The sequence below is a fragment of the Maridesulfovibrio sp. genome (assembly GCF_963666665.1).
Taxonomy (GTDB): Bacteria; Desulfobacterota; Desulfovibrionia; order Desulfovibrionales; family Desulfovibrionaceae; genus Maridesulfovibrio.
The window spans coordinates 2,498,453-2,525,406 of sequence record NZ_OY762999.1 but is presented as its reverse complement, the minus strand read 5'-3'; the positions used below and the strand labels follow the sequence as shown (position 1 = coordinate 2,525,406).

Below are 26,954 nucleotides of genomic sequence, written 5' to 3'. Positions count from 1 at the left end.
CACATAGATTCCCGTCAGGACTCTTAACAGTTCGGAGGCATTATGAAACTGTTGAAAACTGGAGAAATACGCGGAGCGGTTGAGCGTTGCGAGCCTGAGAGGATCGCTGTTGCGTATGTCGGGTTGGACTGGGAGAAATTTATCGACAAAGAGAAAGTTAAAGAGGTCGTTGTTTCTCCCACTGAGGGGTCGAATCCAAAGGGAATTCAGTCCCTTGTGGATTGCCTTTCATGGGACAATGTACACTTTTTGGATAACCTGCATTGCAAATTTTACATTGGCGAACAGACCGCCATTCTGGGAAGCCCCAACCTGAGCAGGAACGGAATTGCGGAAGCTGGGCTGGAAGAAGCTGCTGTGGAAATTACTGATTTGCGGGAAATTGAAAATCTCAGCTCCTATTTTTCTGAAATCAAGCAGAGCGCCATGAAGAAATATCCTGCGGAGGAAATGAAAAAGCAGGCCCTTTCCGATTTGTATAATATCTGGCGCGAGCGCGAGAGGAGCAATGGGGCTGAAGAAATCGAGGAGGATGGCGAGGAGCTTCTCGATTACGCGGTGCTTAGTGAAACTGATTTTTATATTGCATGGTACGGTGTTTGCGACAACGTTGAGTATCGCGGCGACATAGAAAACTATGAAAGTCTTATCGACGATGAAATGCATTTAGCTGCCGGAGATAAGATCAGGAAAGGAAAGTGGGTTCTCTGCTGGAAAGTTACTTCGAAAAACCGTCCGGACATGCAGGTTAAGCCGCACTGGCTGTTTATTGATGAGCTGTTTGAAAATGCAGTCTACATTGAAAATGAAGAATATGATTACACCACTGTCGCGGTAATGCGTTCGGATAAGGAACCGGTTAAACCTCCGTTTGAACTTACCCCCAACGTCATTCGGGCTTTCAAGGAGCTGATCGGTTCGGAAAAGTACCTGAGCACATTTGTCGGTGGAGAAGGTGTTTTTTATATCAAGGATACATTTCCGGTGTTCAAGCAGTTCATGGCTGACTGGAAAAAGATGATTTCCTGATTTTAAATCAAAATTGTAGAACGCAAAAAAGCCGCAACTCTTGTTGCGGCTTTTATTTTTATTGCAACTGTTGAATCAGTTCAATCCTGCCTTCATCTTCTCGCCATTTAAAATCGTCCATGAATCAACGTACGGATTAAACATCCCTGCTTGAGTGAGAATCTTATGGATAAAACCTTGTTTGCGCAGCTCCCTAATCCCTTTTTGTAAAGCTCTATAGATTATCTTCCCTTCCGGGTGGGCTTTAGAAATAAAGAAATGTCTGCTTTCAAGGAGCGAGAACTTGATCCCCGGAATAGGGACTAGATGTATTCCGTTGATGGTCATGCTGGAATCTTTGGAGTTTGATATTTCTAAAGGAATCCAGTCTGCCCGTCCTGCTGCGATCATTTTAGCCATGCAATTAAAGGTCGGGGCATCTATTATGTTTGTGATGCCCATGTCCTCAAGCACTTTTTTGTCATTGTGCCAATGCTGTCCGACGATTCCTTTGCCGTTTAAATTGATTTCCGCTGCATTGGTGGCTGAAAGCAGTGCGGAGTTAGATGGAAGGCAGTAGAATACCTTCTGAAATTCTCCAAACCTTGTGATCGGATCGCTAACCAGAAAAATATTTTTATATCTTGGAACATCCAAAGTTTTCAGATTTAGTTCATGGGGATAGAAGGCCACCAGACCATTGGCCGCATCTTCTGTAGCGCGTCTGCTGTTGGGGATAGGTTTAAAAATAAATTCCGGTTCTATTCCGCCGAGCAGAAGGGCTTTCTGGGCTATGATTACATCGGCGAGAGATCGGCTTATTTTCGCATTTGGGAATTCGTCCAGAAGGTAAGGTGGTTTATCTGTATGGGAAAGTAATTCGTTGTAGCTATCAAGGGTGCCCTGCAGGATAGTGACAGGTATTATCATTTTACCTTGTCCTGAGGACGGAAAAGAAAGGAGTAATATAACGATTAAAATGAGTGTTCTTTTCATGAGTGAGTACATCCAATTATACTAGTGATAGGATTGTGATGGTGTTGCACGAAAGTGCGCGGATGTAAAGGGGAAGGCTTGAGTAAGAGTGGCAAACGCCAAAAAAGCCGCAACAAATGTTGCGGCTTTTAAATTTACCCGTATTACCGGATAATTCCGGTCTAATTAATTTACCCGCAGGTAGTGTACCCGCAAGCCTTGCAGATTTTGCAGCCGCCCTCGGGGACGTATGCTTTCTTGCTGCATTCAGGGCAGGGATCGCCGAGACCTTTGGATACAATGGTCTGATCATCCATGTCCAGAGAGATGTACTGGCGCAGGATGCGGGAGATGATAGCTGCCGCGTCGATTATGTTGTAGCTGGAGCGGTCCAGCTGGGTCAGGATGCGGTCAATGGGCATGCCGACGCGCAGGAGCATGCTGGTCAAACGGGTGATGGTTTCCCAGAGGGAGTATTTTTCCTGAAAGACCTGCTCGTTGTAGAAACCGTTTCCGGTTAATCCAGCTTCCTTGGGCAGCTTTACGAATATTTCAATGGGGTTGCCTGTTTCGTCCAAGGATACAATGATGTACATCTTGGAGCCTTTCCACATGACCCGGTGCCGCTCAGCGCGTTCAATATCACCAAGTTCCCTTTCAATTAAGGTCGGGTTCTGGCCCTTCATGGTCGGATTTGCTTCCTTGGAGTCTTCTTTCTTGCTCAGTACACCTTTTTTGCAGCCGTTGCGGAAAACAGTCACACCCTTGAGGCCGTGTTTCCATGATTCGAGATAGATTTCGAATATGGTTTCCTTGGGTGTTTCCTCGGAAAGGTTGATGGTCGAGGAAATGGAGCTGTCAGTATACTGCTGGATTGCGGCCTGCATGCGGATGCGGTCCTTGTAATCCAGTTCATCAGCCTGTACGTAATTCAGCTTTTCCTTGAGTTGTTGGGCTGTGTATTTGCCGAACAGGTGTTCCTGATTTGTTTCCAGCATCCATTTCAGCGGCGGCATGTGGATGAACTCAAAGATCTTTCCGGCTTCGAGTCTTGTTTCGCGGGCATAGCTGAACATGAAAACAGGCTCAATGCCGGAAGTGCAGTTGTCGGACATGATGGAGATGGAACCGGAAGGTCCGACGGTGTTGAATGCGGTATGGCGCAGTCCTGTGCTCAGGATTTTCTTTTGCAGCTTATTGGGCAGTCCCAGATTGCTGATGTAGGGGCAGTCCAGAAAACGCTGGCGTGCATCCTTATCTTTCAGAGCTTCAACTTCACCGAAACGTTCAGCAATATCGGCACTTACGGAAATTTCAGTGATGGCCTTGTCGCGCATGATTTCTTTGATGAATTCAATGGACTCTTCGCTGCCGTAGCGCATGCCCAGCATTGCAAGCATGTCGCCCAGCCCGGTGAACTCAATGCCGATCCTTTTGCCGTACTTGTCTGCATCCCTGTGCTTCTGCAGGGGGTGCTTGTTCTGGTTAAGGTCGGACATGGTGTCCATGAAGGCCATGGTCCGGGTCAGGTCATCGTGGAAAAGGTCGCTGTCGAAGCGTGCTTCCTTGGTGAAGGGGTTGACCACGTAACGGTACAGAACCATCGCTCCGAGCAGGCAGTTGCTCCAGTAACCGAGGGCCTGCTCGCCGCAGGGGTTGGTGGACATGGGCTTCAACCGCAGGGGATCAATGTATGTGCCGGGAGTGTTTCGCTGGGTGGTGTCCTGATAAAGAATGCCCGGATCACCGGATTTCCATGCGGATTCACTGATTTCTTCCAGCAGGTCCCGTGCCTTGACGGTATCGTATTTTCTGAGGGGGAGTCCAAGCTCCTGCCAACGGCTGTAATCACCGTCCCAGAGGGTGTTGTAAACGGACTTTACCGGATCAAAGATGTCGGATGTCTCGTTGCGCCTTCTGGAGAGGATGAAGGTCAGGGTTTCCTCGGAAAGAGCAGCACTGTCTTCGTTGACCGGAAGGTCCGGCTGGACCTTGATCTGGTGCTTTTTAGGTTCGATCCCGATAACCTTGTAGGTGATTTCTGCTTCGATGCGGTCTCCGACCTGCGGATTCAGGGCCTCGTATACTTCTGGCAGCAGTTGCAGGGTGGATTCATTAATGATTTTACCGCTGATTTTGAATCTGTCGGGGAAAATGAAGGTCCAGTCCTTATCTTCTTCCACGGCCTGCATGAATTCATCGGTGACCTTGAGGCTGATATTGGCCCCGAAAACATCCTGAACTTTTCCGGTTAAGGAATCTACTCCGAAAATCTCTTCGGGTTTGCTCTTGCACCAGATGAAACGGCGGGTTTCAGGATGCCTGATGTCTATGGAGATCATCAATGCACCGCGCCTGCCGTTTTGGCCGATTGTGTTGGTCAGTTCGCTGAAAAGGGGCATGAAGCTTACGGCGCCGGACGAAGTTACCGCAGCATTGTTTACCGGGTCGCCGGAGGGGCGCAGGATGGTGATGTCGATGCCGCTTCCGCCACGGTAGGAGTATGTGCGGGCAAGTTTTTTCTGGGCTTCGAAAATTCCTTCAAGGGAATCTGATTCGATTTTGGCCAGATAGCAGTTGCTGAGCGAGCATTTGGCGTGTTCATTGCCCAAGCCTGAAAGAATGGAGCCTGCGGGGATAAAACGTCCGGACTGGAGCATTTCGCAGACCTGTTCATTTTCGCTTTTTTCAAATTGGGAATTCTTTAAGAATTCACGGCAGAGCCTGTTTTTGACGTCGTTGAATGAGTGTTCCTGAAGACGACCTTTGCGGTCACGGATCTGATATTTTTTGGAACTGACGGTTTCCTGAAAACGGGTGTGTTCTTCCAGGGCCATTTTAGCTGATTCGCGGGTGATAACAGAATGTTCAGTCATTATGATGAAGTTCCTTTAGATGGCTTATTTAGCCTTGAGTCAATAATTAGCTGCTTTTCAAGCAGGGGCGCATGTGGTTTCGTTGAGTTTTTTTGATTTACGCAGAGCAATACCCAACCACGGAACAAATTGTATCTCACTAAAATACATTTGTCGGCAATAATGCTCCCGTGCGGAGTCATAATTCTTGATTTGTGTTGCAGGAAGCCCAGAAGGCGTAATCTGCTTATTCGAAGAGATGAGGTTACTGATCTGCTTGGCGCAGATATGCTTCAGGCAGGGGTGCTGGCTTTTCCTAGTCCTTTAGCGGATGGAATCACAGCGGCAGAACCGCCCCGCACTTTAAACGGGTTCCCTGATTAATTGAAGTGGTCCTGAAGTGAAAACACAACGAACCGAAGCTTAACAAACCGTGCTCTGCGGTCAATAATTTTTTCTGGTTTTTGTTTAGAAAGCCTCTCAGCCCAATGGGGAGTAGGGCTGAGGTGATTTTGGGGTTTTGAAAACAAAAAAGCCGCAACATTTGTTGCGGCTTTTTCAGAAATATGGTGCCGAAGAGAAGACTCGAACTTCCACGGAGAAACCTCCACTAGACCCTGAACCTAGCGTGTCTACCAATTCCACCACTTCGGCACGGCGAGAAACTGTTTATAAATATCGCTTGTTAATTGCAAGCTTTTTTTTCAAAAAAAAATGAATTTTTATGGAAATAATTTAAATTACAGCCTCTTGAAAAAAGTATTGCCCGTAATCTCACCCTTTGTACAGAGCAGGATTACGGGCATATCCGGGTAGGTATATCCATCGTTCCGGGGCCGGATAAGCCTCGAACCGATATTGACTAGAATTATTTCCTGAAATCTATAGGTACGTAATTTCTTGGAGTTTCGCCAGTGTAAATCTGTCTCGGGCGGTTAATTCTTGATGTCGGGTTGGTGTAATCTTCGTACCAGTGTGCGATCCATCCGGGCATGCGGCCGATGGCGAACATAACCGGGAACATTGCAACCGGGATACCCAGCGCACGTAGAATGATGCCGGAATAGAAGTCTACGTTAGGGTAGAGCTTGCGTTCGGTGAAGAAATCATCGGAAAGGGCACGCTCTTCAAGCTGCATGGCGATGTCCAGCAATTCGTCGCTGAAACCGTGCTGGAGCAGGTCGTGGGTCGCTTTTTTGAGGATTTTTGCCCGCGGGTCAAAGCTTTTGTAAATGCGATGACCGAAGCCCATGAGACGGCATTCTCTGTTTTTAACCTTTTCGATGTATTGATCGATGGTGTAGTCGCCGTTGTAGATGGTTTCGAGCATGTCGATAACCGCAGCGTTGGCTCCACCGTGCAGGCGGCCCCAGAGTGCGCAGATACCGGATGATACTGAGGCAAAGATGTTTGCCTGAGTGGACCCGACCATCCTTACTGTGGATGTGGAGCAGTTCTGTTCGTGGTCCGCATGCAACTGGAAGATCAGCGAGAGGGCTTTGACGGCTTCTTCCGGCGGATCATACTGCTTGTAGGGGATGGAGAACATCATATGCAGGAAGTTATGGCAGTAGCTGAGATCCGGGTCCGGGTAAACAAAGGGCCGACCGATTGATTTACGGTATGAAAAGGCCGCGATGGTTCTTACCTTGGAGATGATCTTGCCAACTGCGAGGAAAAATTCGGACTTGTCGTTAATGTCGTAGAGGTCAGGGTGATAGCTGCCCAGTGCGTTGATAACTGCGGACAGGATCGCCATGGGCTGGTTTTTGTGGGACGGGAAGCCCTCAAAGTGGTGCCGCAGGTCTTCATGGATGAGTTCTTCCGCAGTAAGCAGTGCAGAAAAGCGGGCAAGGTCTTCCTTGAGCGGAAGTTCGCCGAAGATGAGCAGCCATGCGGTTTCAATGAACTTGCCATGCTCGGCAAGGTCTTCGATGGGATATCCGCGGTAACGCAGAATCCCTTTTTCACCGTCAACAAAGGTGATGTTGCTGGTGCAGGCGCCGGTGTTCCCATAGCCCGGATCATAGGTGATAAGGCCGCTTTGCGCTCGGAGTTGAGTGATGTCGATACCGGTTTCGCCCTCTGTTCCATGAATTACGGGCAGTTCGTATTCTTTGCCGTCATACTTAAGGATCGCAATGTCTTTATCGGTCATGTCGTGTCCTCCGGTTAATTGTCTGTGCCGCTATTGAGAAGTTATGTTTCTTGGCAAAATCAAGCACCACTCAAATGCAGGATTTGCATACTGAGATTCAGTTGAGTGCAAACCTGCATGATGCCGGGTCTTGCGGTCCGGGGGCAGGGACTGAAGCCTTGCTGGTCCGGATATGTAAGCGGGCAGAAATGTGATTTCTTTCGGACTGGGGCAGGGTGTGATTCACTGCCTACCAGCGTAAATGGTTGTACGGCGCTTTGTAGGGAATCAGCGGATGCTTTTTCCCGATGTTGGAAAAGTATTTAATCAAAAACATCAGAAAAGTCCAGCGCTGCCAACAGTATAATCTTTCTATAACAACAATCTGATCCGCATAAAGTTCATTCACAGTGCTGATTTTTAGGTATGTAATTACCCCTCCAACCGATATTGAACCGAATATTTGCGCATGCGGTTGTGAATGGTTCCCCTACTGACGCCGAGGAGCTTTGCGGTTTTGCTTTTGTTGCCTCCGGCTTGCTTTAGGGCATTGATAAGTTCCTGTTTTTCTTCGGGTTCTGTTGCAGGGATTGTGGTATCGAGACAGGGGCAGCAATCAGCTGTAACGGCATTTATCTGCGGCGGCAGATGTTCGGGTTGAATTGGGCCGTTGTCTTTGACCACTGCGGCATATTCCAGCGCACTTTTCAGTTCACGCACATTTCCGGGCCATTGGTACTCCATCAGCTTGCGCATGGTTTCCGGGGCCGGGCCTTCGTTATGATCGAGGTGGTCGATGATATTGATGAAATGATCCACCAGCAGAGGCAGGTCTTCCTTTCGTTCGCGCAGGGGCGGCAGGTGCACAGGGATTACGTTGATGCGGAAGAAAAAATCTTCGCGGAACTGTTTGTCCTGCACCAGTTGGTTGAGGTCCTGATTGGTGGCTGTTATCAGCCTTGCATCCATGGACAGGTTGATATTTTCCCCGACCCGTTCAAAGGAACGTGTTTCCAGCACCCGCAGCAGCTTTACCTGAATGGGCAACGGAACATCTCCGATCTCATCAAGAAATATGGAACCGTCAGCCGCTTCCTCAAAACGGCCCTGCCTGTGGCGGTAAGCCCCGGTGAAGGCTCCCTTTACATGCCCGAACAGTTCGCTTTCCAGCAGGGATTCATTCAGTGCGGCGCAGTTGAGCTGAACAAAAGGTTTGTCCGCACGCGGGCTCATTTCATGGATGGCCTGTGCTGCCAGTTCTTTACCTGTGCCTGATTCGCCGTAAATTATGACCGGAGCATCGGAAAGGGCGGCTTTGCCCAGCAGGGTGTATACTCTTTGCATTGCCGGGGAATGGCCCACGAATCCGCAGAATCCGTTTTCCTCGTGTTGCAGTTTTTGGGAGAGTTCCCGGATTTTCAGTTCCTTGCGGTCCAGTTCACTGATATCGGTGAGTGTTTCCACCGCACCGAGAATATTATCTTCGTCATCCCGGAGCAGTGATGCATTTTTCAATACATGCAGGTAGTTTCCGCATTTATCGATTATATGGCAGTTTTTTCGGCTTTCCTTCTTCCTTTCAAACAATCCGCACCAGTGTCCGTCAGCTTGTTCGCGCACAATCCTGCAGGCATCGCACCCCAGCACTGAACAGGGCTTGTTCAGCAGCTCATCTTTGGAAAATCCGGTCATGCGCAGCAGGGCGTCATTAACCTTCATGATGATTCCCTTAGGGCTTACAATGATCAGCCCGTCATTCATGGTGTCTATTACTTCCCGCAGATAAAGGTCGATATCCTGCTCGGTCATGGATTAGTCCGGTGTTTAAAAAGTGTTCAATTGTTCAATTTTGTGTGTTTGATTGTACATATGTTTGAACATGTGTGCAACGCTTTGGCGGCTAAAGCAAATAATAAATATGTTGAAATGTTCGGAGAACTAGCCATTAACCGCATAAATATGGTAGTTATTATCAGAATATTAAAAAAAGGTACGGATTCTGCTTTGTTTTGAGTGAACCTTTTCATGATGAAGCTGAAAATATAGCAGTTAATAAAGGATAATATATGACAGATAAGAAGAATGGAATTTCCCGCAGAAATTTCCTGAAGGGGCTGGGAGCCGGAAGTGCTGCCATGCTCCTTCCTGCGCGTGAGGTTGCGGCATCAGGCACCAGTGAAGAAGAACTCTGCACCCTGCTTGACCTTTCCAAGTGTATTGGGTGCGGTGAATGTGTTTCTGCATGCCACGAAGTTAATGCCCCCAAGTTTCCCGACCCCAAGAAGCCTTATCCGGAAATGTATCCCACCACTCGGGCAAAGGTCGAGGATTGGTCGGATCGCAGAGATGTCGATGACCGTCTGACTCCGTACAACTGGCTCTACATCCAGAGTGCCGAAGTGGAGTTTGAAGGGGAGGTCCATGAAATCAATATCCCCCGGCGTTGCCTGCACTGCCGTAATGCTCCCTGCGCAAATCTCTGTCCATGGGGTGCAGCAGGAAAGCAGAAGAACGGTATCGTGCGTATCAATGCGGATGTCTGTCTTGGCGGGTCCAAGTGCCGTAAGGTTTGTCCTTGGCATATTCCCCAGCGGCAGACCGGGGTGGGGCTGTATCTGCGGCTGTTGCCCAACTTTGCCGGTAACGGAGTCATGTACAAGTGTGACCGTTGCTACAACCGCATCGATCAAGGCAAGCTCCCTGCCTGCATCGAAGTCTGTCCGGAGAATGTGCAGACTATCGGGCCGCGCAGTGAAATCCTCAAGAAGGCCCATGAACTGGCTGAGCAGAACAACTGGTTCATCTACGGTGAGGAAGAGAACGGCGGCACCAACACAATTTATCTTTCTCCGGTTCCTTTTGAGCTGCTCAATGAGGCTGTGGATAAGGGCCCCGGAAAGCCCGGGCTTGCTCGGGTGGAAGATTCCATGGCTGACGAGGAGAAGCTGGCTTATGCAGTGGGTCTCGCTCCCTTTGCAGGGATAGCAGCCGGAGTAATAAAGGCCGGGAGATTCCTTGCTTCCGCAGCAGGAGGTAAGGACAATGACTAGCCCGCTTTTTAAGCTCATTTTCAAGCTGACCATTTTCATCATGGCTCTTACCGGGGTAGCCCAGATGCCCATATTCAAGCGTTACTATATTTCGGATATTCCGGGTTTGGGCTGGCTGGCTGATTTCTACCTGACCAATAAGGTTCATTACATCTTTGGTGCAGTGCTTATATTTATGGTTCTGTATCTGCTGACCATGTTCATCTTGGTCGGGAAGCAGTATTTCAAGCTGTCTTCTACCGGCATGGTGCGCGTTTTTCTCTACGTGGCGGTTGTGGGCACCGGAGCGTTGCGGGTGGTTAAAAATCTGCACTCTGTGACCTTTGATCCGTTTATGGTCATGGTTATCGATTGGACGCATCTGGGGTTTGCAATGCTGCTGGGCGTGGCAGCGATGTATGCCTTTTTCAGGGGGCGGAAGCCGTATCTGGAAAAAGTGTCGGGGCTTGGATTTATGAAGTAAATATACCGGGGCCTTTGCCCCGGTGGTTCATAAACTTACGGAGGGTGGAAATGAGACTCATGCGGAACTCAGTACTGCTGCTGTTGGCGGTGGTCTTTCTGGGCGCAAGTGCATTTGCCGCCGGGGATACTGCTCCCGGCAGGGAAATGGCCCGTCAGGCTACCAAGGGCAAGGAGCTGTGGATTACGGCTGACCATTCAAAGTTTGATGCATTGAAGCAGCCGTTTGAGAGCGGACCGGAAGTGACCAAGGCCTGCCTGACCTGTCATACCGAAGCCGGACATCAGTTCCACAAGACCATTCACTGGACATGGCTTGATCCCAAGGCGGAAAAGGAGCTTAAGGTCGGTAAGGGCGGTCTGGTGGTTAACAATTTTTGCATCAATATCCAGTCCAACGAACCTCGCTGTACATCCTGTCACGCCGGTTATGGCTGGAAGAACAAGGATTTTGATTTTACTTCGCAGGAAAAGATCGACTGTCTGGTCTGTCATGAGCAAACCGGAACTTATAAGAAGTTTCCCTCCGGGGCGGGCAATCCTGCTCCGCCGCCGGGTATGAAGTTCAAGGGGAACGGTAAGTTTTACGCTGCCCCCCAATGGAACAAGGTGGCCCAGTCTGTAGCGCGTCCGACCCGCAAGAACTGCGGAACCTGTCACTTCTACGGTGGTGGCGGTGACGGCGTTAAGCACGGTGACCTTGATTCATCCATGCTTAAGCCTTCCAAGGCTCTTGATGTTCATATGGGCATGGACGGGCAGAATTTTACCTGTGTCCGTTGCCACACCACGGTGAAGCACGACATCGCGGGACGTATCTATTCAACTCCGGCTGCTACCGAGCGTAAGTCGTTGCTGGAAGATGACCTCGGTTCCAAGATCATGTGTGAATCCTGCCACAGTGACCGTCCGCATAAGTCCGAACTTGGTATAAAGCTCAACGATCATACTGATAAGCTCGCTTGTCAGAGCTGCCATATTCCGACCTTTGCCCGTGAACTGCCTACCAAGATGTGGTGGGACTGGTCCGCTGCGGGCAAGCTCAAGGACGGCAAGCCTTATGAAGAAAAGGGTGAATGGGGCAAGCCTGTCTATATGTCCAAGAAGGGCGATATGCGTTGGGAAAAGGACGTTGTGCCTGAATACTACTGGTTCAACGGTACTATCGACACCATTACCGCCCAGACCACCATCGATCCGACCAAGCCTGTGCAGGTTTCAAAGCCTGTCGGTTCAATTGAGGACAGGAACTCCCGGATTATGCCTTTCAAGGTGCATCGCGGTATGACTCCCTACGATAAGGTCAACAAGAACATGGTTATCCCGCATCTGTTCGGTAAGGATAACGATGCCTATTGGAAGGGCTTTAATTGGGAAAAGGCCGTAACAGCGGGTATGAAGTATGCCGGATTGCCGTTCAGCGGCGAAGTTGGCTTTGTGGAAACTGAATATGTTTATCCGACAACTCACATGGTTGCCCCCAAGGAAAACGCGGTTGCCTGTGAGGAATGCCATAGCAAGCAGGGCCGTCTTGATAAGATGACCTGTTTCTACATGCCCGGACGTGATGCTTCTGCCGTTGTGGATGCCGGGGGCTGGTTCATAGTGCTTGCCTCGGCAGTGGGTGTCATTCTGCATGCCCTTGGACGCATATTCATGTCAGGACGTAAGGAGGACTAGCCATGAGCGTACATAACATGAAGAAGATTTACCTCTATTCGAAGTTCGAGCGTTTCTGGCACTGGACCCAAGCCATCCTGATCATGCTGCTCATGCTTACCGGGCTGGAAGTGCATGGATTATTCACCCTTTTCGGCTTTCAAAAGGCTGTGGAACTGCACAATACTCTGGGCATCAGCTGGCTGATCCTGTTCGTATTCATCATCTTCTGGCTTTTGACCACCGGAGAGTGGAAGCAGTATATCCCCACATCCAAGAAGCTCTTTGATGTAGCCATGTATTACGCTTCCGGTATCTTCAAGGGTGAGGCGCATCCTGTACATAAGAGCAAGGATGCCAAGCACAACCCCTTGCAGCGCTTAGTCTATCTAGGCCTCTCGGCGATCCTGCTGCCTTTGCAGATGATCACGGGGTTGCTTTACTGGACTTACAACGACTGGGCTGCTTACGGCTTGGATTTCCTGAGCCTGAATGTGGTAGCCAACGTGCATATGGCCTGCGCCTACGCATTGCTGGCTTTCCTCGTAGTCCATATCTACATGACCACCACCGGACACAACATAACCGCCCATATTGCCGCCATGTTCTCCGGCTGGGAAGAAGTTCCCGCAGATTACAAGGCTGAGGAATGGGAGGTTCATGAGAAGTAGGGTGTGGTTAGGAAATAACAAATTAATAATACCCCGGCAGGATAATCCTGCCGGGGTATTATTTTTGTTTTTTCAACTTTGAAATTTCTTTTTCCGTTAAGTTACATATTTTTGAAATGATTTTGAATGTTGGCGTGAAAGCGGAAAATTCAATTTTAACAAAAGGTGACTCTGCTTTATATACATATGTTGCGAAGTCTTTTTTGCTTAAAGCTATATTGATTACTTTGGGGCCATTTATTGCGCACACTCCATCATCAATAATTTTTTCAGGTCCTTCGATCGTTTTTTTCCATCCATTTATCTCTTTCCCATCTTTAGCTCTTTTGCCGTATGTAATTCCAGAATTTTTCTTTAATTTACCGTTGTTATGAAATTCACTGCTTAGGTATAATCTTCTATGATTGACGTCTTCTTGTAAAAGATCTTTATCAAAATAAAGTTGTTCAATAGAATAGTCTTCTGTTGTACGATGGTCTGGTTTGCTTAGCACAATCGAAAAAATATTGTTTCCCCAGAATAAAAACTCTTTGCCTTTATGTATATTGTTAATTGATCCAATGTCACGATCAAATACACAAATAATTGGTTTGTTGAATTTTACATAGTGTTTATCTGCATTTTCGCAGAAATATTTAAGGTTTGTCCATCCACCATTTATATATTTTTTGTGCTTGTATATATTCAATTCAGGAATGTCTTTGATGTTTGATTTAATTGCATAGTATGCTTTTCGTAGATGCATCCAATCTGTTTCACCTTCTCCGATTATCGTAGCCATTTCGCAGTCTCTGAAAATTAAATGCTGGTATCTAATTATATATTTGTAATATTGGTCGTGATAATCAGATTGAAAATTTCTTCGATTATATTGCTCTCTTTTTCTAATAGATTCTTCTTTGTCTATGTGGTTGAGGAGTTTTATTCTGTGGTTTCTCACTGTTCGAATAAATTCTAATTTTCCTCTGACCACTTTTGTAAAATGTATAGGGTCACTAGGAGTGTTACGTAGGGATTTAATGTCTTCTCTAGAAATATAGTTGCGGAAGGCTTGATCTAGGCCATTTGTTTTCCAGTCATGCAACATTGCACGTACTTGCTTTAATGATTTACGTCTAATGTTGGGTCTATCATTTACCACTAAGCCCGTAACTAGTTGTCTGTCAGAGCGTGTTCTGAGTGACGTTTTTTGGGAATTGATCTCGAAGCCTTGTTTTGAAATCAAATCCTTTAGTCTTTTGCCGGGAAGCCAAGCCCCTTCACCAAAAGTCGCAATTGTTTTGGGGAAATCACGACGATTAGTTGAGAAGGTAATATCATCTGCATAACGGGTATAAAAACATCCAAATTCTTTTGCTAAGTCGCTAAGTTGACGGTCCATATATGAACAGATCATATTTGAAATAACAGGAGAGCAGGGACTCCCTTGAGGCAATATGTCGTTGTAACAAACTATTTTTGTCATAAGAACGGCAACATCCCTTTTAATTAAGTATGGTCGAGATTGAAGTAGACCAAGTACTCTCCCAAAATGGATGGATGGGAAAAAGTTTTTAAGATCTATATTGAAAACAAATTTTTTGCGTGAATGGTTGGTTGCATTTGAAATGATGCTTCTTTTTGGGATAAAGCCATGGGCGGATTTTTTTACTAAATATATTTCAGTAAGTTTTTTATTAAGACGTTTTTGTACTTCCATTAAACTTGTTAATGGAGCAGATATTTCACGTATTTTTCCATTTCTTTTTTTTATAGTAAAATTATAATATTGCCCATTGATTCCGCCACCGAGTTTAAAAATGATATAGCTTAGCGTTTTGGGTTGGAATCCTAAGAAATATGCTAAGTCGGATAAGTTTGATAGATTTTGGAATTGTTTTAATGTGTCTGTGTATGACATGCGGAATCCTTAAAAAAATTGGCACCCGCATGGGAATTCAAACCTGTTGCAGAGCAAGGGTTAAAAGTAACCAGAAGGTTACGCTGGAATAGTTAAGCCAGCGGCCTAACCGTTTAGTTATCATCGCCGGTTCAAGCGACAAAAATCAATTACCTTGTGCGGATGCCTGTTTTTAAATAAAGGATCAGGACTATTTGGTCAATGGTAGGATTGTTATATATGTTGTATGTTGTTTATTTGTCCGGATACTTATCAGAGCAAAGCTCTCCTCCTGCTCCCCAGTTTTCCTTTTTTACTTCATCAATGACAACATAAATTGATTCCACGCTGCATCCGGTGATGCGGGCGGTTTCTTTGGAGAGCACTTCTACAAGCTCTCGCTTCTGTTCGATGGTTCTGCCTTCGAACATCTCAACTTTAATTACGGGCATTATCTTTCTCCTGAAATTTTACCATTTAAAGTGATCTTTCATCCTGCAAAACACCCCCTTGATCTTTTCGTCTTCCATCCATTCAACTTCCCCGATACGCATGTAAAGGTGCTCCAGAAAGAAGGGGATGAAACAGTGATTAATCAGCTTGGGAATGTCGGCAGGCATTTTGTCAAAATAAAAGCTGAATTCGTGCATGGCGAAATTTTCGTTCTGCTCGAATTCAGCTGAATTGCGTAATGCGGTCAGTAATCCTTTGCGGGTCATGGGACTGAAATCGAGACGTCCCATGCGGTCGAGGATATCGTTGTCGGTCATGATTGAGTCGGAATCGAAGATGAAGGTCAGCACCAGATGTCCGCCTTCCTTGTCATCAAATATACCGATATTGAGCAGTCCTTCGCGGATGAAGCTGCCTTTGCCGAAGCGGTAGCGGAACGGGGCAAAGCCGATCACGTTTTCATGGCATTTCTGCCTGACGATGTGTTCTTTGTCCTTGTTCATACCCCCTCCGGCAAGATGTTATTTTTAGTATCCCAGACCGACTCCCGGCTTCATTTCCTTTCCGGTGAGGTCGGTTTCATAGCCGCCCAGTTTGCTGATAGCCTGTTTGACCTTATCAGATTTTATTAACGCGAGCAGTGTTTTTATCCGGCGGTCTTCCATGTGTTTTTGCGGAATGATCAGATCGTATCTTTCATGGGCCAGCGGCACGAAGTCGAGGTCCAGTGCCTTGGCTGCCGCAAAAATACCCAGTCCGCAATCTGCGGCTCCGGTAAGTACGTTGGCGGCAACGGCCATGTGGGTGAATTCTTCACGGTCATAACCGAGAATGTTCATCGGTTTCAGGCCTGCTTTCTTCATGTGGTAGTCAAAGAGGATTCTGGTTCCGGCTCCGCGCTGACGGTTAATGAAATTAATATCAAGACCGTCCAGAGACTCAATGCCTTTGATGTTCTTGGGGTTGCCTTTGGGGACGATGAATCCCTGATGGCGGATAGCGAGGTTGACAACAGTTACCTCCATTCCGGGCAGGTACCTTTCGATAAACGGGAAGTTGAAATCATTTGTTTCGGGGTCGAATAAATGTGCTCCGGCAAAAAGAGCCATGTCATTTTTCAGTGCAGTAAGTCCGCCCATAGACCCCGCGTGAGTTGATACCAGGCGCAGCGGATTGTTTCCGCCCATGAGCATGTCGGCAAGCAAGTCGATGGTATTGTCATGGCTGCCTACATGCATGAGCACCTTGTCCAGCTCGGCACGGCTGGAAAAAAGTTCTACATTCACGGTCTCATTCAGCTCAACTCCTTCACTGTCCGCAGGAACACGGGTAAAGCCTTGCGCTTTGGTCAGGGTAGTGATCATTCCTGCGCCGCGTGAAAGCGGGACACCGATGTATTCATCGCCAACCTGCCCCACTGCCAATCTGACTATTTCTTCCTGACCGGGTTTGGAAGGTGTACGCCGTGCAAGACGAACTTGTACTTTGTCGCGCTGCGGCTCATGTTTACCTGCCAGCCATGAAATGATCGGGGTGAGCACGTCTTCAAAGCAGACCACTGCGCTGACCGGATATCCCGGTGCACCCACAAGCAGTTTGCCCTGTGCGGTTCCCAGCACAGTGGGCTTTCCGGGCATTACCGCAATGCCGTGAACCAGCAGCTTACCCAGTTTTTCAAAAACGATGCGTGTGAAATCCTTGCTCCCGGCTGAGGACCCGGCGCCGACCACCACAATGTGTGAGGTCTTGAGGGCCTCTTCCACTGCTGCAGTTAATTTCTCCTCACGGTCTTTGACCGGAGCAGTGAAGTTGAATTCTACATCAAGTCCGGCTGCCAGTGATTTGAATACCTGTGAATTGGATTCGATGACTTCACCCGGTTTGGGGGTAGGGCGGTCTGCGAAGGGCAGGACCTCATCTCCAGTCGGGATGAAGGTCATGCGGATTTTTTCATAAACTTTGATCTCGTAAATCCCGGCAGAAAGCAGCGCACCCATATCAAAAGCGGAAATGGTGTGCTTGCGCGGGAGCAGCATTTCCGTAGCCACAATATCTTCACCAATGCGGCGTACATGCTGCCACGGAAAGGCCGGTGCTTCGATTGAAATATTTTCGCCTTCATCCACCACATGTTCAATCATGATGATGGCGTCCATTCCGTCAGGCAGCGGATTACCGGTGTTGACCGGAATGCAGCCTTCTTCCTTTTTCAGCAGCAGGGGCTGTCCTTCACGGGCAGTGAAGGTTGTTTCGCTTTTTACAGCATAACCGTCCATTGCTGCCGAATGATAGGTTGGAGAAGAACAGCGGGCGATTACTGCTTCCGCAGTGACTCGCCCAAGGGCTTCGTGAACCGGAATGGTTTCGGTCTGTACCAGTGAATCGCGGTCAAGATTGTTCATGACAGTTTTTACGGCTTCAGGAACAGGAATGGTCTTCAGGTATATATTGCGGTCACTCATGGGGCTTCCTTTTTAAATTTTCCAGATATTTACTGTGTTTCCGGCGTAGAATCCTTCGGTGTCAGCGGGGATGATCATTAACCCGTCAGCTTGGATCATGGTCTTGAGTAGGCCGGATTTACCGTAAATAGGTTCAGCCAGAGGCAGTTTTCCTTCGCGGTAGGTCAGTTTCATGCGTACGTAGTCTTCGCGTCCCGGCTTGGATACGGTGTTGCGGCCCAGTTCGGCCTGTACAAGCATGCGATCAGTGCTGGAGAATGCATTCCTCTGGCCCATAAGCTGACGGATAAAGGGGACGACCAGAGCCAGCATAACGACTTGAACCGAAGTTACCTGTCCAGGCAGTCCCAGTACGGGCTTGCTTCCTGCCCGCCCGAGTATGGTCGGTTTTCCGGGGCTGATTGCCACGCCGTGAGCAAGTATTTCGGAATCATGCATGGATTCGATGGCTTGAACGGTCAAATCACGCATGCCCACCGAGCTTCCGCCGGAAAGAAGTACCAGATCGTTTTCGGTGATTGCTTTTTCAAGCGTGGTTTCAAGTTTTTCCAGCTCATCGCCCACAATGCCGTAATTGACGGCTTCCGCGCCGGCATTATTTACCAGACAGCGCAGTGTGTGCGAGTTTACGTCGCGGATAGTTCCGATTTTTTGCGGGGAGTCTATCTCTACCAGTTCATCTCCGGTGGAAATGATGCCCACGCGCGGTTTGCGGTGGACAACAACTTCCTTGATTCCCAGCGCCGCCAGCAATCCGACATCCTGAAAGCGGACCTTGTGTCCGGCCTGAAATATCAGATCTCCTTTTGCAGCATCTTCGCCCTTGAGCATGGTGTGTTCACCCGGAGCGGAAGATTTACGGATCTCAATGGTTCCGGCCCCCAGTTCCTGAGTATGTTCGACCATAACCACAGCATCTGCTCCGTCAGGCAGAGTTCCTCCGGTGGGGATGGCAGCACATTCTCCGGGCTGGAGCTCGAAGTCGGGATCTTCATCCACCTTAAGGGTGGCGGAGCATTCCAGATAAGCCGGGTTGCCTTCGGTTGCACCGAAAGCATCACGGGCGTTTACTGCATAACCGTCCATGCAGGAACGGTTGGCCGGGGGAAGGTCTTCCGGTGAGATGATATCTTCGCCAAGTACCAGCCCGCAAGCATCGGAAATGGAAACCGTTTCTGTGTCCACCGCTGCAAAAGAATTCAGCAGGGCTTCAAATTCGACCCTGCTGATAATTTTAAAAAATTCGTGGTTTATCAATGGATGCCTCCGGAGGGGCAGTTTTTAATTCTTAATTATAATTTCAATGTCTCCGGGAACGTACCCTTTGAGCTGCTTGAGCATGGCGGTAATTCCGGCGGAAAGCATGTCGGCCACAAAGGGGTTGAATCCAAGTTCTACGCCATTACAGGTGACGGACATCTGGGTTTTCATGGCCTGACATCCGGAAACGCGGGCTTTTCCGGCAATAATGTCAGCCACGAAATCCATACAGAATTCGCGTCCGCAGGCGCCGCAGTTAAGACCCGGCAGGATGAAACCTTTGTCCATGACCAAGTCGGACAGCTCTTCCAGAAGTTCATCGGAAGGCTGATTTTCAGGCGAACAGGCCGGAATTTGTTTTAAGGCGAGTTTGGGGTAAAATTCTTTGTCGTCGTTGTCTTCGCGGACCATGATCATCCGGGGCAGCCAGCCTACCTTGTTGCCGCCTTCCATGACGATTACGTCGGCGTCCATGAGCGGAACCAGATCCTGAACTGTGCGTTCCTGTTTCCATGAAACAAAGGACTCGCTGGGAGAGTACGCTGCCACACAGGAGGCTATTTTCTTGTATTCCTCGGTGTCTGCGCCTTCTGCTCCGTCAAAGCCGTGGTGGGAATGCTTGAGCACCCCGACTTTGTAGCCTTTTTCAGTGAGCTTCTTGACCAGCGCAAGACCCATGGTGGTTTTGCCGGTCTTCTTTTTCCCGACGATGGCTATCGCTTTCATTATATTTATCTCCGTACTAACTTACGATCTCTGTTCCGATACCGCTCTTGGTGAAAAGTTCGAGCAGCACGCAGTTTTCAACCCGTCCGTCAATGATGTGAGCTTTCTCAACTCCGCTGTGAACAGCTTCAAGGCAGCAGCTCAGTTTGGGGATCATTCCGCCTTTGGCAATACCGGAATCAATGGCCTCGGCTGCTTCGCGGCAAGTCAGTGAAGAAATAAGATTCTTATCTGCATCGAGCAGTCCTTGTACGTCGGTCAGCAGGTGCAGGCGCTTAGCGTTCATGGCTGCGGCAACAGCTCCGGCAACAGAGTCGGCGTTGATGTTGTAGGTGGAACCTTCTTCGTCTACGCCTACGGGGGCGATAACCGGGATGAAGCCTTCGCTTTGCAGTGACTCGATGAGAGTGGTGTTGACTTCGGTCACTTCGCCGACCTTGCCGAGGTCGATAATTTCAGGTGCTTTAGTCTCGGATTCAATGACCAGTTCCTTTTGTTCGGCCTTGATAAGCATGCCATCCTTACCGGAAAGTCCAACAGCCTTACCGCCGTTCAGGTTGATCAGATTGACGATCTGTTTGTTGACCTGACCCACCAGAACCATTTCGACGACATCCATTGTCGCTTCGTCTGTGACCCGGTATCCGCTCTTGAACTGGCTGTCGATGTTCAGCGCGCTGAGCATTTTTTGAATCTGCGGCCCGCCTCCATGCACCACTACCGGATTGATGCCGATGTATTTCAGTAGGATGATGTTCAGGGCGAATGCTCGCTTCAGGTCTTCATCGATCATGGCGTTGCCGCCGTATTTGATGACGATTGTTTCGCCGTAGAATTCTTTGATGTACGGCAGCGATTCAATCAGAAATTTGGCCCTTGTAATATCATGTTCCATATTCATGTTCGGTTTTCTCCTGAAGCTTATTCTGTGCTTAAGCGGACATATATTCCGCATAGCGTCCGCTATCTATAATTTAAAACTCGAATGAGGGGAAGAGCGGGATTCTTAGCCGCGTGATGGCATCAAAAAAGGCCGCCCTACCATTTAGGTAGAGCGGCCTTAATACTTTCATGAGAAGCGGGGCGTGTTATTAGCCGATGGGCAGGACAGTACGGCCGTGCTGTTCGTTGATGACTTCAGCCATGGCGAGGTAGAATGCGGATGCTCCGCAGACTATTCCTTCCCATCCGGCAATGGTGCCAATGAAGTGGTTGCCGGTGAAATCGCGCACAGCCAGCAGGAAGAAAAGTACTGTCAGGGAAAAGAAGATGAACTGCAGTACCTTGTTGCCTTTCAGGGTGCCAACGAACATAAACAGGGTGAAGATACCCCACAGGAGCAGGTACCAGCCCATGAATGCGTGCGGGGTGGGTTCTGCCAGTCCCATCTTGGGCATTACAATCAATGCTACGAGGGTCAGCCAGAACAGGCCGTAGGAAGTGAAGGCAGTGGTTCCGAAGGTATTGCCTTTCTTGAATTCCATCACTCCGGCGATTACCTGCGCGATGCCGCCGTAAAAAATACCCATAGCCAAGATCATGGAGCTGATGGGGAAAAATCCTGCGTTATGGATATTCAACAGGATGGTGGTCATGCCGAAGCCCATAAGGCCTAACGGGGCGGGGTTAGCGAGTTTTGATTCCATTTTTCTCTCCTAAAAATAAGTCTTTCAAAACACACTTGATCCGGCTTTCCACTGTCGGTGGGGCAGAGGAAAATGTGAGTGGTGGGTGTTGGTTGGAGTGTGGGTGTGTTTTGTGAGTAGTGAACGCTCATTCAGCTAGATTAAAATGTATTTAAATGCAAGTTATAAATTCTTTTACCATATCTTTTCACCCCTTTTTAAGATGTTGAATTGTGCTGGAAATGAATGTGTAACCAGTTTCTTTCTTCTCTCCATTTGCGGATAATCTTTTTGGTTTCGTGAAAATTGTTTATAATGAGTATAGTATGAAGCAGAAGATGAAACCAGAACTATTTAAAATGTTGGGAATGAAATCCGGATGAGCGTATCCGCCTTGACTCTTGTCGCAGTAGTTTAGCTCTAAAAAAGGTCGGCGACATAACTCCGGGCGAAAGGCGGAAGATAAACCGTGAGGGTTGCTCTTTTTAATCCTTTTAGAGGGGAGGGCCTGTGTCTGTTTCAGCATTGACTTTAATGACTTTGGGCTTTTTGTTCTTTTTGGGATTGATTGCTGATTTGATAGGTCGAAACACTCCGGTCCCACGTGTTTCAGCATTGATTGTTTTCGGGATTCTTATCGGTCCGGCAGGATTTAATCTTCTTCCTGTGTCGATTGGGCACTGGATGCCCATTGTCTCTGATATAGCCCTTGCCTCTATCGGGTTTCTTTTGGGTAATTCTTTTAATGTCAGTGAAATACGTAAATCTGGTAAAGCCGTATTATCCATTTCTTTATTCGTTGCAATCTCTACAGCTGTCGGGGTCGCAGGTGGATTGTGGCTCTTCGGATGCTCTCTTCCTGTAGCCCTTATCTATGGGGGAATAGCTCCGGCCACTGACCCGGCTTCAACTGTGGATGTAATCAGGGAGTCTAAGGTTGAAGGAGAGTTCCCTGATACTCTGCTCAAGATTACAGCTATTGACGATGCTTGGGGACTCATTGTTTTCAGCCTGATGTTCGCTGCCGCGCAGATAGAGATGCTTGACGGCGGCGGGTTGCATACATTGCTGGGTGGTATCTCGGAAATTTTCGTTTCTGTCTTTATCGGTGTGGTCCTCGGTGTTCCAATGAGTTTTCTTACTGGCCGGATACAATCTGGTGAACCCAGTCTTGTTGAGGGATTGGGTATGGTCTTTATCTGTAGCGGCTTTGCTTTGTGGCTGGATGCTTCATATCTTCTTTCTGCAATGGTGATGGGTGCTGTTGTGGCAAATGTTGCCCGGCATCATGACCGTCCGTTCTGTGCTGTCGAGGGTGTGGAGTGGCCGCTGCTGGTAGTTTTCTTTATCTTTGCAGGCGTCAGTGTCCAGTTGGAATATTTTCTACAACATTTGTTGTTGATAGTTTTATATATATTGCTGCGGATTTCTGGCCGTTTTATTGGTGCCTATTTTGGCGGCTTGTTTGCCGGAAAGTCCATTGCGTTCAGCGGCTGGATGGGAATGTCGTTGATGCCGCAAGCGGGCATTGCCCTTGGGATGGCCCTTACTGCTGCGAACAGGTTTGAGGAGTTTCAATCCGTGGTTTCGGTAATAGCAATGGCGACAGTTTTTTTTGAGATAGCGGGACCAGTTTGTACTCGTTTTGCCTTGAATAAGGTTAAGAGCCTTGTTCCGGTGAAAAAAGGAAGCTAAGCTACAGGAAGTTTTCTTTTTAAACTTTAAACTCTTATGTTGTTATTGAAGAAGGATGCAATATTGAGTAAATAGACAGAAACAAGGTTTTACAGTTTTTAAAAAGTGCTTGGAGTATTCATGGACCAGAACAAGAGACGTAGGACCCGCGTAAATGCCGGATTCAGAGTTGTATTACACAAAGAAGATTTTGATGCTTATGTGGAGTCGCATAATCTGAGCTTGAAGGGAATTCTCTGTGATCCCGTAAATGGTTTTTTCGTGGGTGATGAATGCGAAATATCAATTCCGCTCTCTGAAGATGCGATAATAAGAGTTAGCGCAAAGGTGGTCCGTTCAGACAAAGACGGTTTGGCAGCTGATTTTCATCACATGGATGAAATCAGTTTTACGCACTTGCGCCGCTTGATACAATTTAATGCTGAAGACGCAGATACCATTGATAGCGAGCTTACTTCGCCCGCTTTTGATGTTTGATAGCGGGGATGCACAGGGTGGCAGGCTTGAATAGGCACATCTCGTAGGTTCGGGCCACCTTTCTCGCTTTGGTTGAAGAAAGGCCGCAATCTACAAGTCTGCAATATATGTGGAGCGGATTGAAGATGTGCTCCATGAAGGCAATAAATCCAACTTTCATTTTTTCGGACAGTCCCTTTTTAAATTGATCCCTGATTCAAGAAATCCGAAAATGAACAAAAATTACTCTTCAGTCAATTATTGCACTTGTCATAGTGCTATTGCGCAGTTTCCGCTTCAAATCCGCGCAAAAACACAGTTGAAATAACCAGTATCGCTGCTGCAACCACTGCTCCGGCATAGAAGACTGCCTGCAGGCTGAATCCGGAATAGACCAGACCCATCAGGATCGGGGCTATTGTCTGGCCCGCCCGTAGCAGCATTCCGTTTACGGACATAAATACTGCCCGTTGTTCCATGGGAGCTATTGCCGTGAGCATGGACATGGAGTTGGGCATATTCAGCCCCTGCCCCAGCCCGAACATACAGACCGGTAGAATGCACCACAAAGCCGAATCTGCAGCAGGAAGCATGATCATTGCCGCACCGTATGCAAATGCGGAAAGGGATATCATCAGCGGTTGGGACATGAAATATGACAGTCTTCCCATTTGTGATGCAGCCAGTGCAGTGATGAATGAAGCACTGGAAATTACCAGCCCGATCATGAGTGGTGATGCATGAAAGCGTGAATTGAGCAGCAGGGGCAGATAAGTGACAATCGGGCCGTAGAGAATGATGAAAGTCAGCAGTGAAATGGCGAAAAGGCTTAAAACCTCTTTGCTGCGCATACCTGCGAAGGCTGCTTTCATGTACCTTTTAAAGTTGTCACTTGATGAGGGTTCCGGGTTATCCAGCTTGAAAGCAACAACCCATGCCAGCGGCAGAGCTACGAGTGAGAGCAGGAAAGGTGCCTCCCAGCTGATTTGAGCCAGTATCCCGCCAATGGCCGGGAAAATCGCAGTTCCCATACTCAGGACTCCGGCATTGAGCCCCATAGCCTTGATTCTATCCTTGCCACTGAAAAGATCGCCGATGATGGTCAGGTTGATGACCCCGATTGACGCTGCTCCGATTCCTTGAATAAAGCGGACCAGAAGCAGGGAGTGGAAGTCTTTGGTAAAAAAGCAGGCTGTACCTGCAAGTCCGAAGATTATCAGTGAGGGAACGAGTATTTTCTTGCGGCCCAGTCGGTCGGCAAAGATACCGGCCAAGGGAGCGAAGAGGATTCCGGGAAGGGTAAAGATGGTAAAGATCAGCCCGATTGTTGATGCAGAGATACCGAATTCCCGGATCATTTCCGGCAGGGCCGGGATAATGCTTGAAACGCCCATGATAGCCATGAGAGTGACAGCGAAAACTATCTGTAAGTTCTTGTTTTTATATAAAGCTTCCATCAGCGAATAGTCCTTTGGAGTGATGTGAACAAAGAAAGCTACTCTCAATCGGGACTCTTAGCAACCGCCGGGGAAAGCTCAAAACCGTTTACTCGCTACAAAAATATGGAATTACATATTGTTGTGAGGTAATGATGCCTTATGTCCTTATCAAATCATGAATTCAAATACAGCCCGTTTATGTTCAGGCTTTATCATTTTTTTAAAAACAGCCCGTCTAAATTCACGGTCCTGCTTGGCTTTTTGGTAGGCCAGATATTCATCAGCCCCATTGCCGGTAACTCTTTGTTCCTGCAGCAGGTCCTTTATTTTTATACTTATCTGGTGCTGCTATCTGCTGTTTCAGCAATTGTTGTTAATAAAAAACAACTATATTTTTATTTCGGACTTTATGGAATTTCGCTGGTCAGTTCTATCCTGTTTTTTAGGACTCGTTCCATGCTGTGGCTGGCAGGAAGCGAGGCTGTCGATATGCTCATGCTGCTGATTGCCATTTGGGGTATTCAGAATTTCATGTGGCGGCAGAAAAGGGTTACCCGCGACTTAATTTCCGGTGCAATCTGCATCTATATGCTGGCTGGTCTGGCTTGGTCCGATGCCTACAGCCTGTGCGAGATCTTCCGAACCGGTTCTTTCTCAGGAATTGAGCTCAGAGATAATGTATTTGCCATCCGGGGGGCCTTAACCTACTTCAGCTACGTAACCATGCTCACCGTGGGATATGGTGATATCCTTCCGGTATCGTTTATGGCCCGTTCACTTACTATTCTGCAGGGCCTTTTCGGGCAGATGTACTTGGCGGTATTTATTGCCGGAATTCTCGGCGCCTTCCTTTCTCAGCAAAATTTAGGACATTCCGGCAGAGAACAGCAAGGGCCTGACGAAATAGATCGGCCTTAGGTCCAGCCGCTGAAATCGCTTAACTGTCCTTTCTTGATATTGCCGAATTGTTCCTTTTGTTCGTTGCCGTAAAGCTCGGTTACCTTTACCGGGGAGTAGAGGGCTTGTTTTGTTGTGCTGTCCTGAAGAGCAAGGGTCATGGGGATATCACTGATGAGGTCTCGCTCTATTTTGGGCGGCTTTACAGGCTTATTTTGTCTTGATTTGAGGTGTTCCTGGTAAGTCTGTTCCTCTTCAACTGTGGTGTATGATTTACCGCAAAGTTTCAATGGTCCAAGTTCTGACTGTAATGCTTCAAAATAGGCTTCTCCACCTTTAAACAGATATTTGGAAAAATCGTCTCTTTTACTTTTGTTGGCGTCATTCAGTTTGTTCACTGCTTCTTGTGAGAGAGAGCTAAATTCAGAGTTTATTCTTTCGTAGGCCATACTTTTGTTGATTATATCCTCTGCTCTTGAATTTTCATCTCCTCCGAAAATATTGTTCCGGGCATACTGGGCAGTTTTGTGGGTAACACTTTCTGAACTTTCGGAGTAGCGGTTACGCCCAGCGTTTTTGAGTTTGCCCTTTGCCTGCTCTGTCCCTGTATCGATGGTAGAGCTTACCCTATCCGCAATATCTTTGTCGCTGATGTCGAATTCTGCAGATGCGGCCTTGGCTCGCTCAATGGCTCGTTGCACGTATGGCAAGGCACTTTCAGGCTCTTCGCCTTTTTTGTATGTGGTGCGGTGTTCGGCAACATACATGTTTTTGAATTGGTCGCGGACTTTATTCCAAAAGCTATCTTTGACTGAATTAGCAAGACTTTGAACCCTTTCAATAACTGCGCTTTTGTCACCCGTGAAAAACTTGTCAATTATCTTTCTGGCCCCTGCGGAATCCTGTCCATCGATTGCTGCGGCCAGTTCCTTGATGTGTTTGTCGTATTCAAGTCCTGATTTGCCGGAAAGGAAGTTCTCGTTACCCTCCTCGAAAATTTTTTCTAGCCCTTCTTGAAGCTCATTTGATTTGTGATCAACGAGCATGGCAATTTCAAATTCGATCTTTTCCCATGCAACCGGGTTGATTACAGTCAGTTCTTCCTTGCCGTTAACTGACTTGGCGGTTGAGGTTTTGGCATCCTCGTTTTCTACTTTGCGTGAAGTGGCTTCTTCCTGCTGAGTGCGAAAGTTAAAAGAACCAACTGAACTTTGGGCGGTGGAATTGATTTGCATGGTGTTCCTC

General features: G+C 47.9%; 22 protein-coding genes, 1 tRNA gene and 1 riboswitch. Of the genes, 8 read left to right on the top strand and 15 right to left on the bottom strand.

The features are described 5' to 3' along the window. Positions 1–42: 42 nt before the first annotated feature. Positions 43–1,029 (top strand): phospholipase D family protein, encoded by a 987-nt coding sequence (locus tag ACKU40_RS11675; RefSeq protein ID WP_320172972.1) that lies wholly within the window; start codon positions 43–45, stop codon positions 1,027–1,029. Between the two features lie 75 nt (positions 1,030–1,104). On the opposite strand, the gene ACKU40_RS11670 is transcribed toward ACKU40_RS11675, so the two are convergent. From ACKU40_RS11670 to ACKU40_RS11650, 5 genes are all read right to left on the bottom strand, one after another. Further along, entirely contained in the window at positions 1,105–1,938 is an 834-nt protein-coding gene (locus ACKU40_RS11670; RefSeq protein ID WP_320172971.1) for a hypothetical protein, read from the bottom strand. Positions 1,939–2,174: 236 nt separating this feature from the next. Continuing rightward, positions 2,175–4,859, bottom strand: coding sequence for a ribonucleoside-diphosphate reductase (locus tag ACKU40_RS11665; RefSeq protein ID WP_320172970.1), 2,685 nt, complete (start codon positions 4,857–4,859; stop codon positions 2,175–2,177). A 257-nt stretch (positions 4,860–5,116) separates the two neighbouring features. Further along, positions 5,117–5,274, bottom strand: a riboswitch (cobalamin riboswitch). Positions 5,275–5,405: 131 nt separating this feature from the next. Beyond that, positions 5,406–5,492 (bottom strand) — tRNA-Leu (locus ACKU40_RS11660). 214 nt (positions 5,493–5,706) lie between these two features. After that, positions 5,707–6,996, bottom strand: a complete 1,290-nt coding sequence (locus ACKU40_RS11655; RefSeq protein WP_320172969.1) for a citrate synthase — start codon at positions 6,994–6,996, stop codon at positions 5,707–5,709. A gap of 411 nt (positions 6,997–7,407) precedes the next feature. Beyond that, positions 7,408–8,784: a sigma 54-interacting transcriptional regulator gene (locus tag ACKU40_RS11650; RefSeq protein WP_320172968.1), complete on the bottom strand. Its 1,377-nt coding sequence runs from the start codon at positions 8,782–8,784 to the stop codon at positions 7,408–7,410. Positions 8,785–9,041: 257 nt separating this feature from the next. Here ACKU40_RS11650 and ACKU40_RS11645 point away from each other — a divergent pair, with 257 nt between their 5' ends. From ACKU40_RS11645 to ACKU40_RS11630, 4 genes are read left to right on the top strand one after another with little or no spacing between them, the layout of a single operon-like run. Continuing rightward, entirely contained in the window at positions 9,042–10,025 is a 984-nt protein-coding gene (locus ACKU40_RS11645) for a 4Fe-4S dicluster domain-containing protein (protein WP_320172967.1), read from the top strand. Then, the gene (locus ACKU40_RS11640; protein ID WP_320172966.1) at positions 10,018–10,488 is read left to right on the top strand and encodes an iron-sulfur cluster-binding protein; all 471 of its coding nucleotides are present in this window, start codon (positions 10,018–10,020) and stop codon (positions 10,486–10,488) included. Before ACKU40_RS11645 ends, ACKU40_RS11640 begins: the two co-directional genes overlap by 8 nt. Positions 10,489–10,538: 50 nt before the next feature. Next, the gene (locus tag ACKU40_RS11635) at positions 10,539–12,167 is read left to right on the top strand and encodes a tetrathionate reductase family octaheme c-type cytochrome (RefSeq protein WP_320172965.1); all 1,629 of its coding nucleotides are present in this window, start codon (positions 10,539–10,541) and stop codon (positions 12,165–12,167) included. 2 nt (positions 12,168–12,169) lie between these two features. Then, positions 12,170–12,817, top strand: a complete 648-nt coding sequence (locus tag ACKU40_RS11630; protein WP_320172964.1) for a cytochrome b/b6 domain-containing protein — start codon at positions 12,170–12,172, stop codon at positions 12,815–12,817. Between the two features lie 58 nt (positions 12,818–12,875). Here the strand turns inward: ACKU40_RS11630 and ACKU40_RS11625 are convergent, their stop codons facing one another. The 8 genes from ACKU40_RS11625 to satP form a co-directional block, all read right to left on the bottom strand. Further along, entirely contained in the window at positions 12,876–14,717 is a 1,842-nt protein-coding gene (locus ACKU40_RS11625; protein ID WP_320172963.1) for a reverse transcriptase domain-containing protein, read from the bottom strand. A gap of 233 nt (positions 14,718–14,950) precedes the next feature. Beyond that, positions 14,951–15,148, bottom strand: coding sequence for a 4-oxalocrotonate tautomerase (locus ACKU40_RS11620; RefSeq protein WP_320172962.1), 198 nt, complete (start codon positions 15,146–15,148; stop codon positions 14,951–14,953). An 18-nt stretch (positions 15,149–15,166) separates the two neighbouring features. Next, positions 15,167–15,652, bottom strand: a complete 486-nt coding sequence (locus tag ACKU40_RS11615) for a hypothetical protein (RefSeq protein ID WP_320172961.1) — start codon at positions 15,650–15,652, stop codon at positions 15,167–15,169. Between the two features lie 24 nt (positions 15,653–15,676). Further along, positions 15,677–17,611, bottom strand: coding sequence for a molybdopterin biosynthesis protein (locus ACKU40_RS11610; protein WP_320172960.1), 1,935 nt, complete (start codon positions 17,609–17,611; stop codon positions 15,677–15,679). A gap of 12 nt (positions 17,612–17,623) precedes the next feature. Then, entirely contained in the window at positions 17,624–18,865 is a 1,242-nt protein-coding gene (glp, locus tag ACKU40_RS11605) for a gephyrin-like molybdotransferase Glp (RefSeq protein ID WP_320176378.1), read from the bottom strand. Positions 18,866–18,892: 27 nt separating this feature from the next. After that, complete coding sequence (locus ACKU40_RS11600; protein WP_320172959.1) at positions 18,893–19,597, bottom strand: molybdopterin-guanine dinucleotide biosynthesis protein MobB; 705 nt, start codon at positions 19,595–19,597, stop codon at positions 18,893–18,895. Positions 19,598–19,613: 16 nt separating this feature from the next. Continuing rightward, positions 19,614–20,498: an acetylglutamate kinase gene (gene argB, locus ACKU40_RS11595; RefSeq protein WP_320172958.1), complete on the bottom strand. Its 885-nt coding sequence runs from the start codon at positions 20,496–20,498 to the stop codon at positions 19,614–19,616. Positions 20,499–20,688: 190 nt separating this feature from the next. Beyond that, entirely contained in the window at positions 20,689–21,243 is a 555-nt protein-coding gene (gene satP, locus ACKU40_RS11590) for an acetate uptake transporter (RefSeq protein ID WP_320172957.1), read from the bottom strand. Positions 21,244–21,732: 489 nt separating this feature from the next. On the opposite strand from satP, the gene ACKU40_RS11585 reads away from it, so the two are divergent. Both ACKU40_RS11585 and ACKU40_RS11580 read left to right on the top strand, forming a co-directional pair. Continuing rightward, the gene (locus tag ACKU40_RS11585; RefSeq protein ID WP_320172956.1) at positions 21,733–22,917 is read left to right on the top strand and encodes a cation:proton antiporter; all 1,185 of its coding nucleotides are present in this window, start codon (positions 21,733–21,735) and stop codon (positions 22,915–22,917) included. A gap of 120 nt (positions 22,918–23,037) precedes the next feature. Beyond that, positions 23,038–23,394, top strand: a complete 357-nt coding sequence (locus ACKU40_RS11580) for a PilZ domain-containing protein (protein ID WP_320172955.1) — start codon at positions 23,038–23,040, stop codon at positions 23,392–23,394. A 257-nt stretch (positions 23,395–23,651) separates the two neighbouring features. Here the strand turns inward: ACKU40_RS11580 and ACKU40_RS11575 are convergent, their stop codons facing one another. Then, positions 23,652–24,830 carry an MFS transporter gene (locus ACKU40_RS11575; protein WP_320172954.1) on the bottom strand — a complete coding sequence of 393 codons (1,179 nt, stop codon included), beginning with the start codon at positions 24,828–24,830 and terminating at the stop codon, positions 23,652–23,654. Positions 24,831–24,971: 141 nt separating this feature from the next. Here ACKU40_RS11575 and ACKU40_RS11570 point away from each other — a divergent pair, with 141 nt between their 5' ends. Further along, a complete protein-coding gene (locus tag ACKU40_RS11570; RefSeq protein WP_320172953.1) occupies positions 24,972–25,730 on the top strand; it encodes an ion channel in 759 nt (252 codons plus the stop codon). Here ACKU40_RS11570 and ACKU40_RS11565 read toward each other — a convergent pair. Continuing rightward, positions 25,727–26,944, bottom strand: a complete 1,218-nt coding sequence (locus ACKU40_RS11565) for a hypothetical protein (protein WP_320172952.1) — start codon at positions 26,942–26,944, stop codon at positions 25,727–25,729. The genes ACKU40_RS11570 and ACKU40_RS11565 overlap by 4 nt on opposite strands. Positions 26,945–26,954 lie beyond the last annotated feature (10 nt).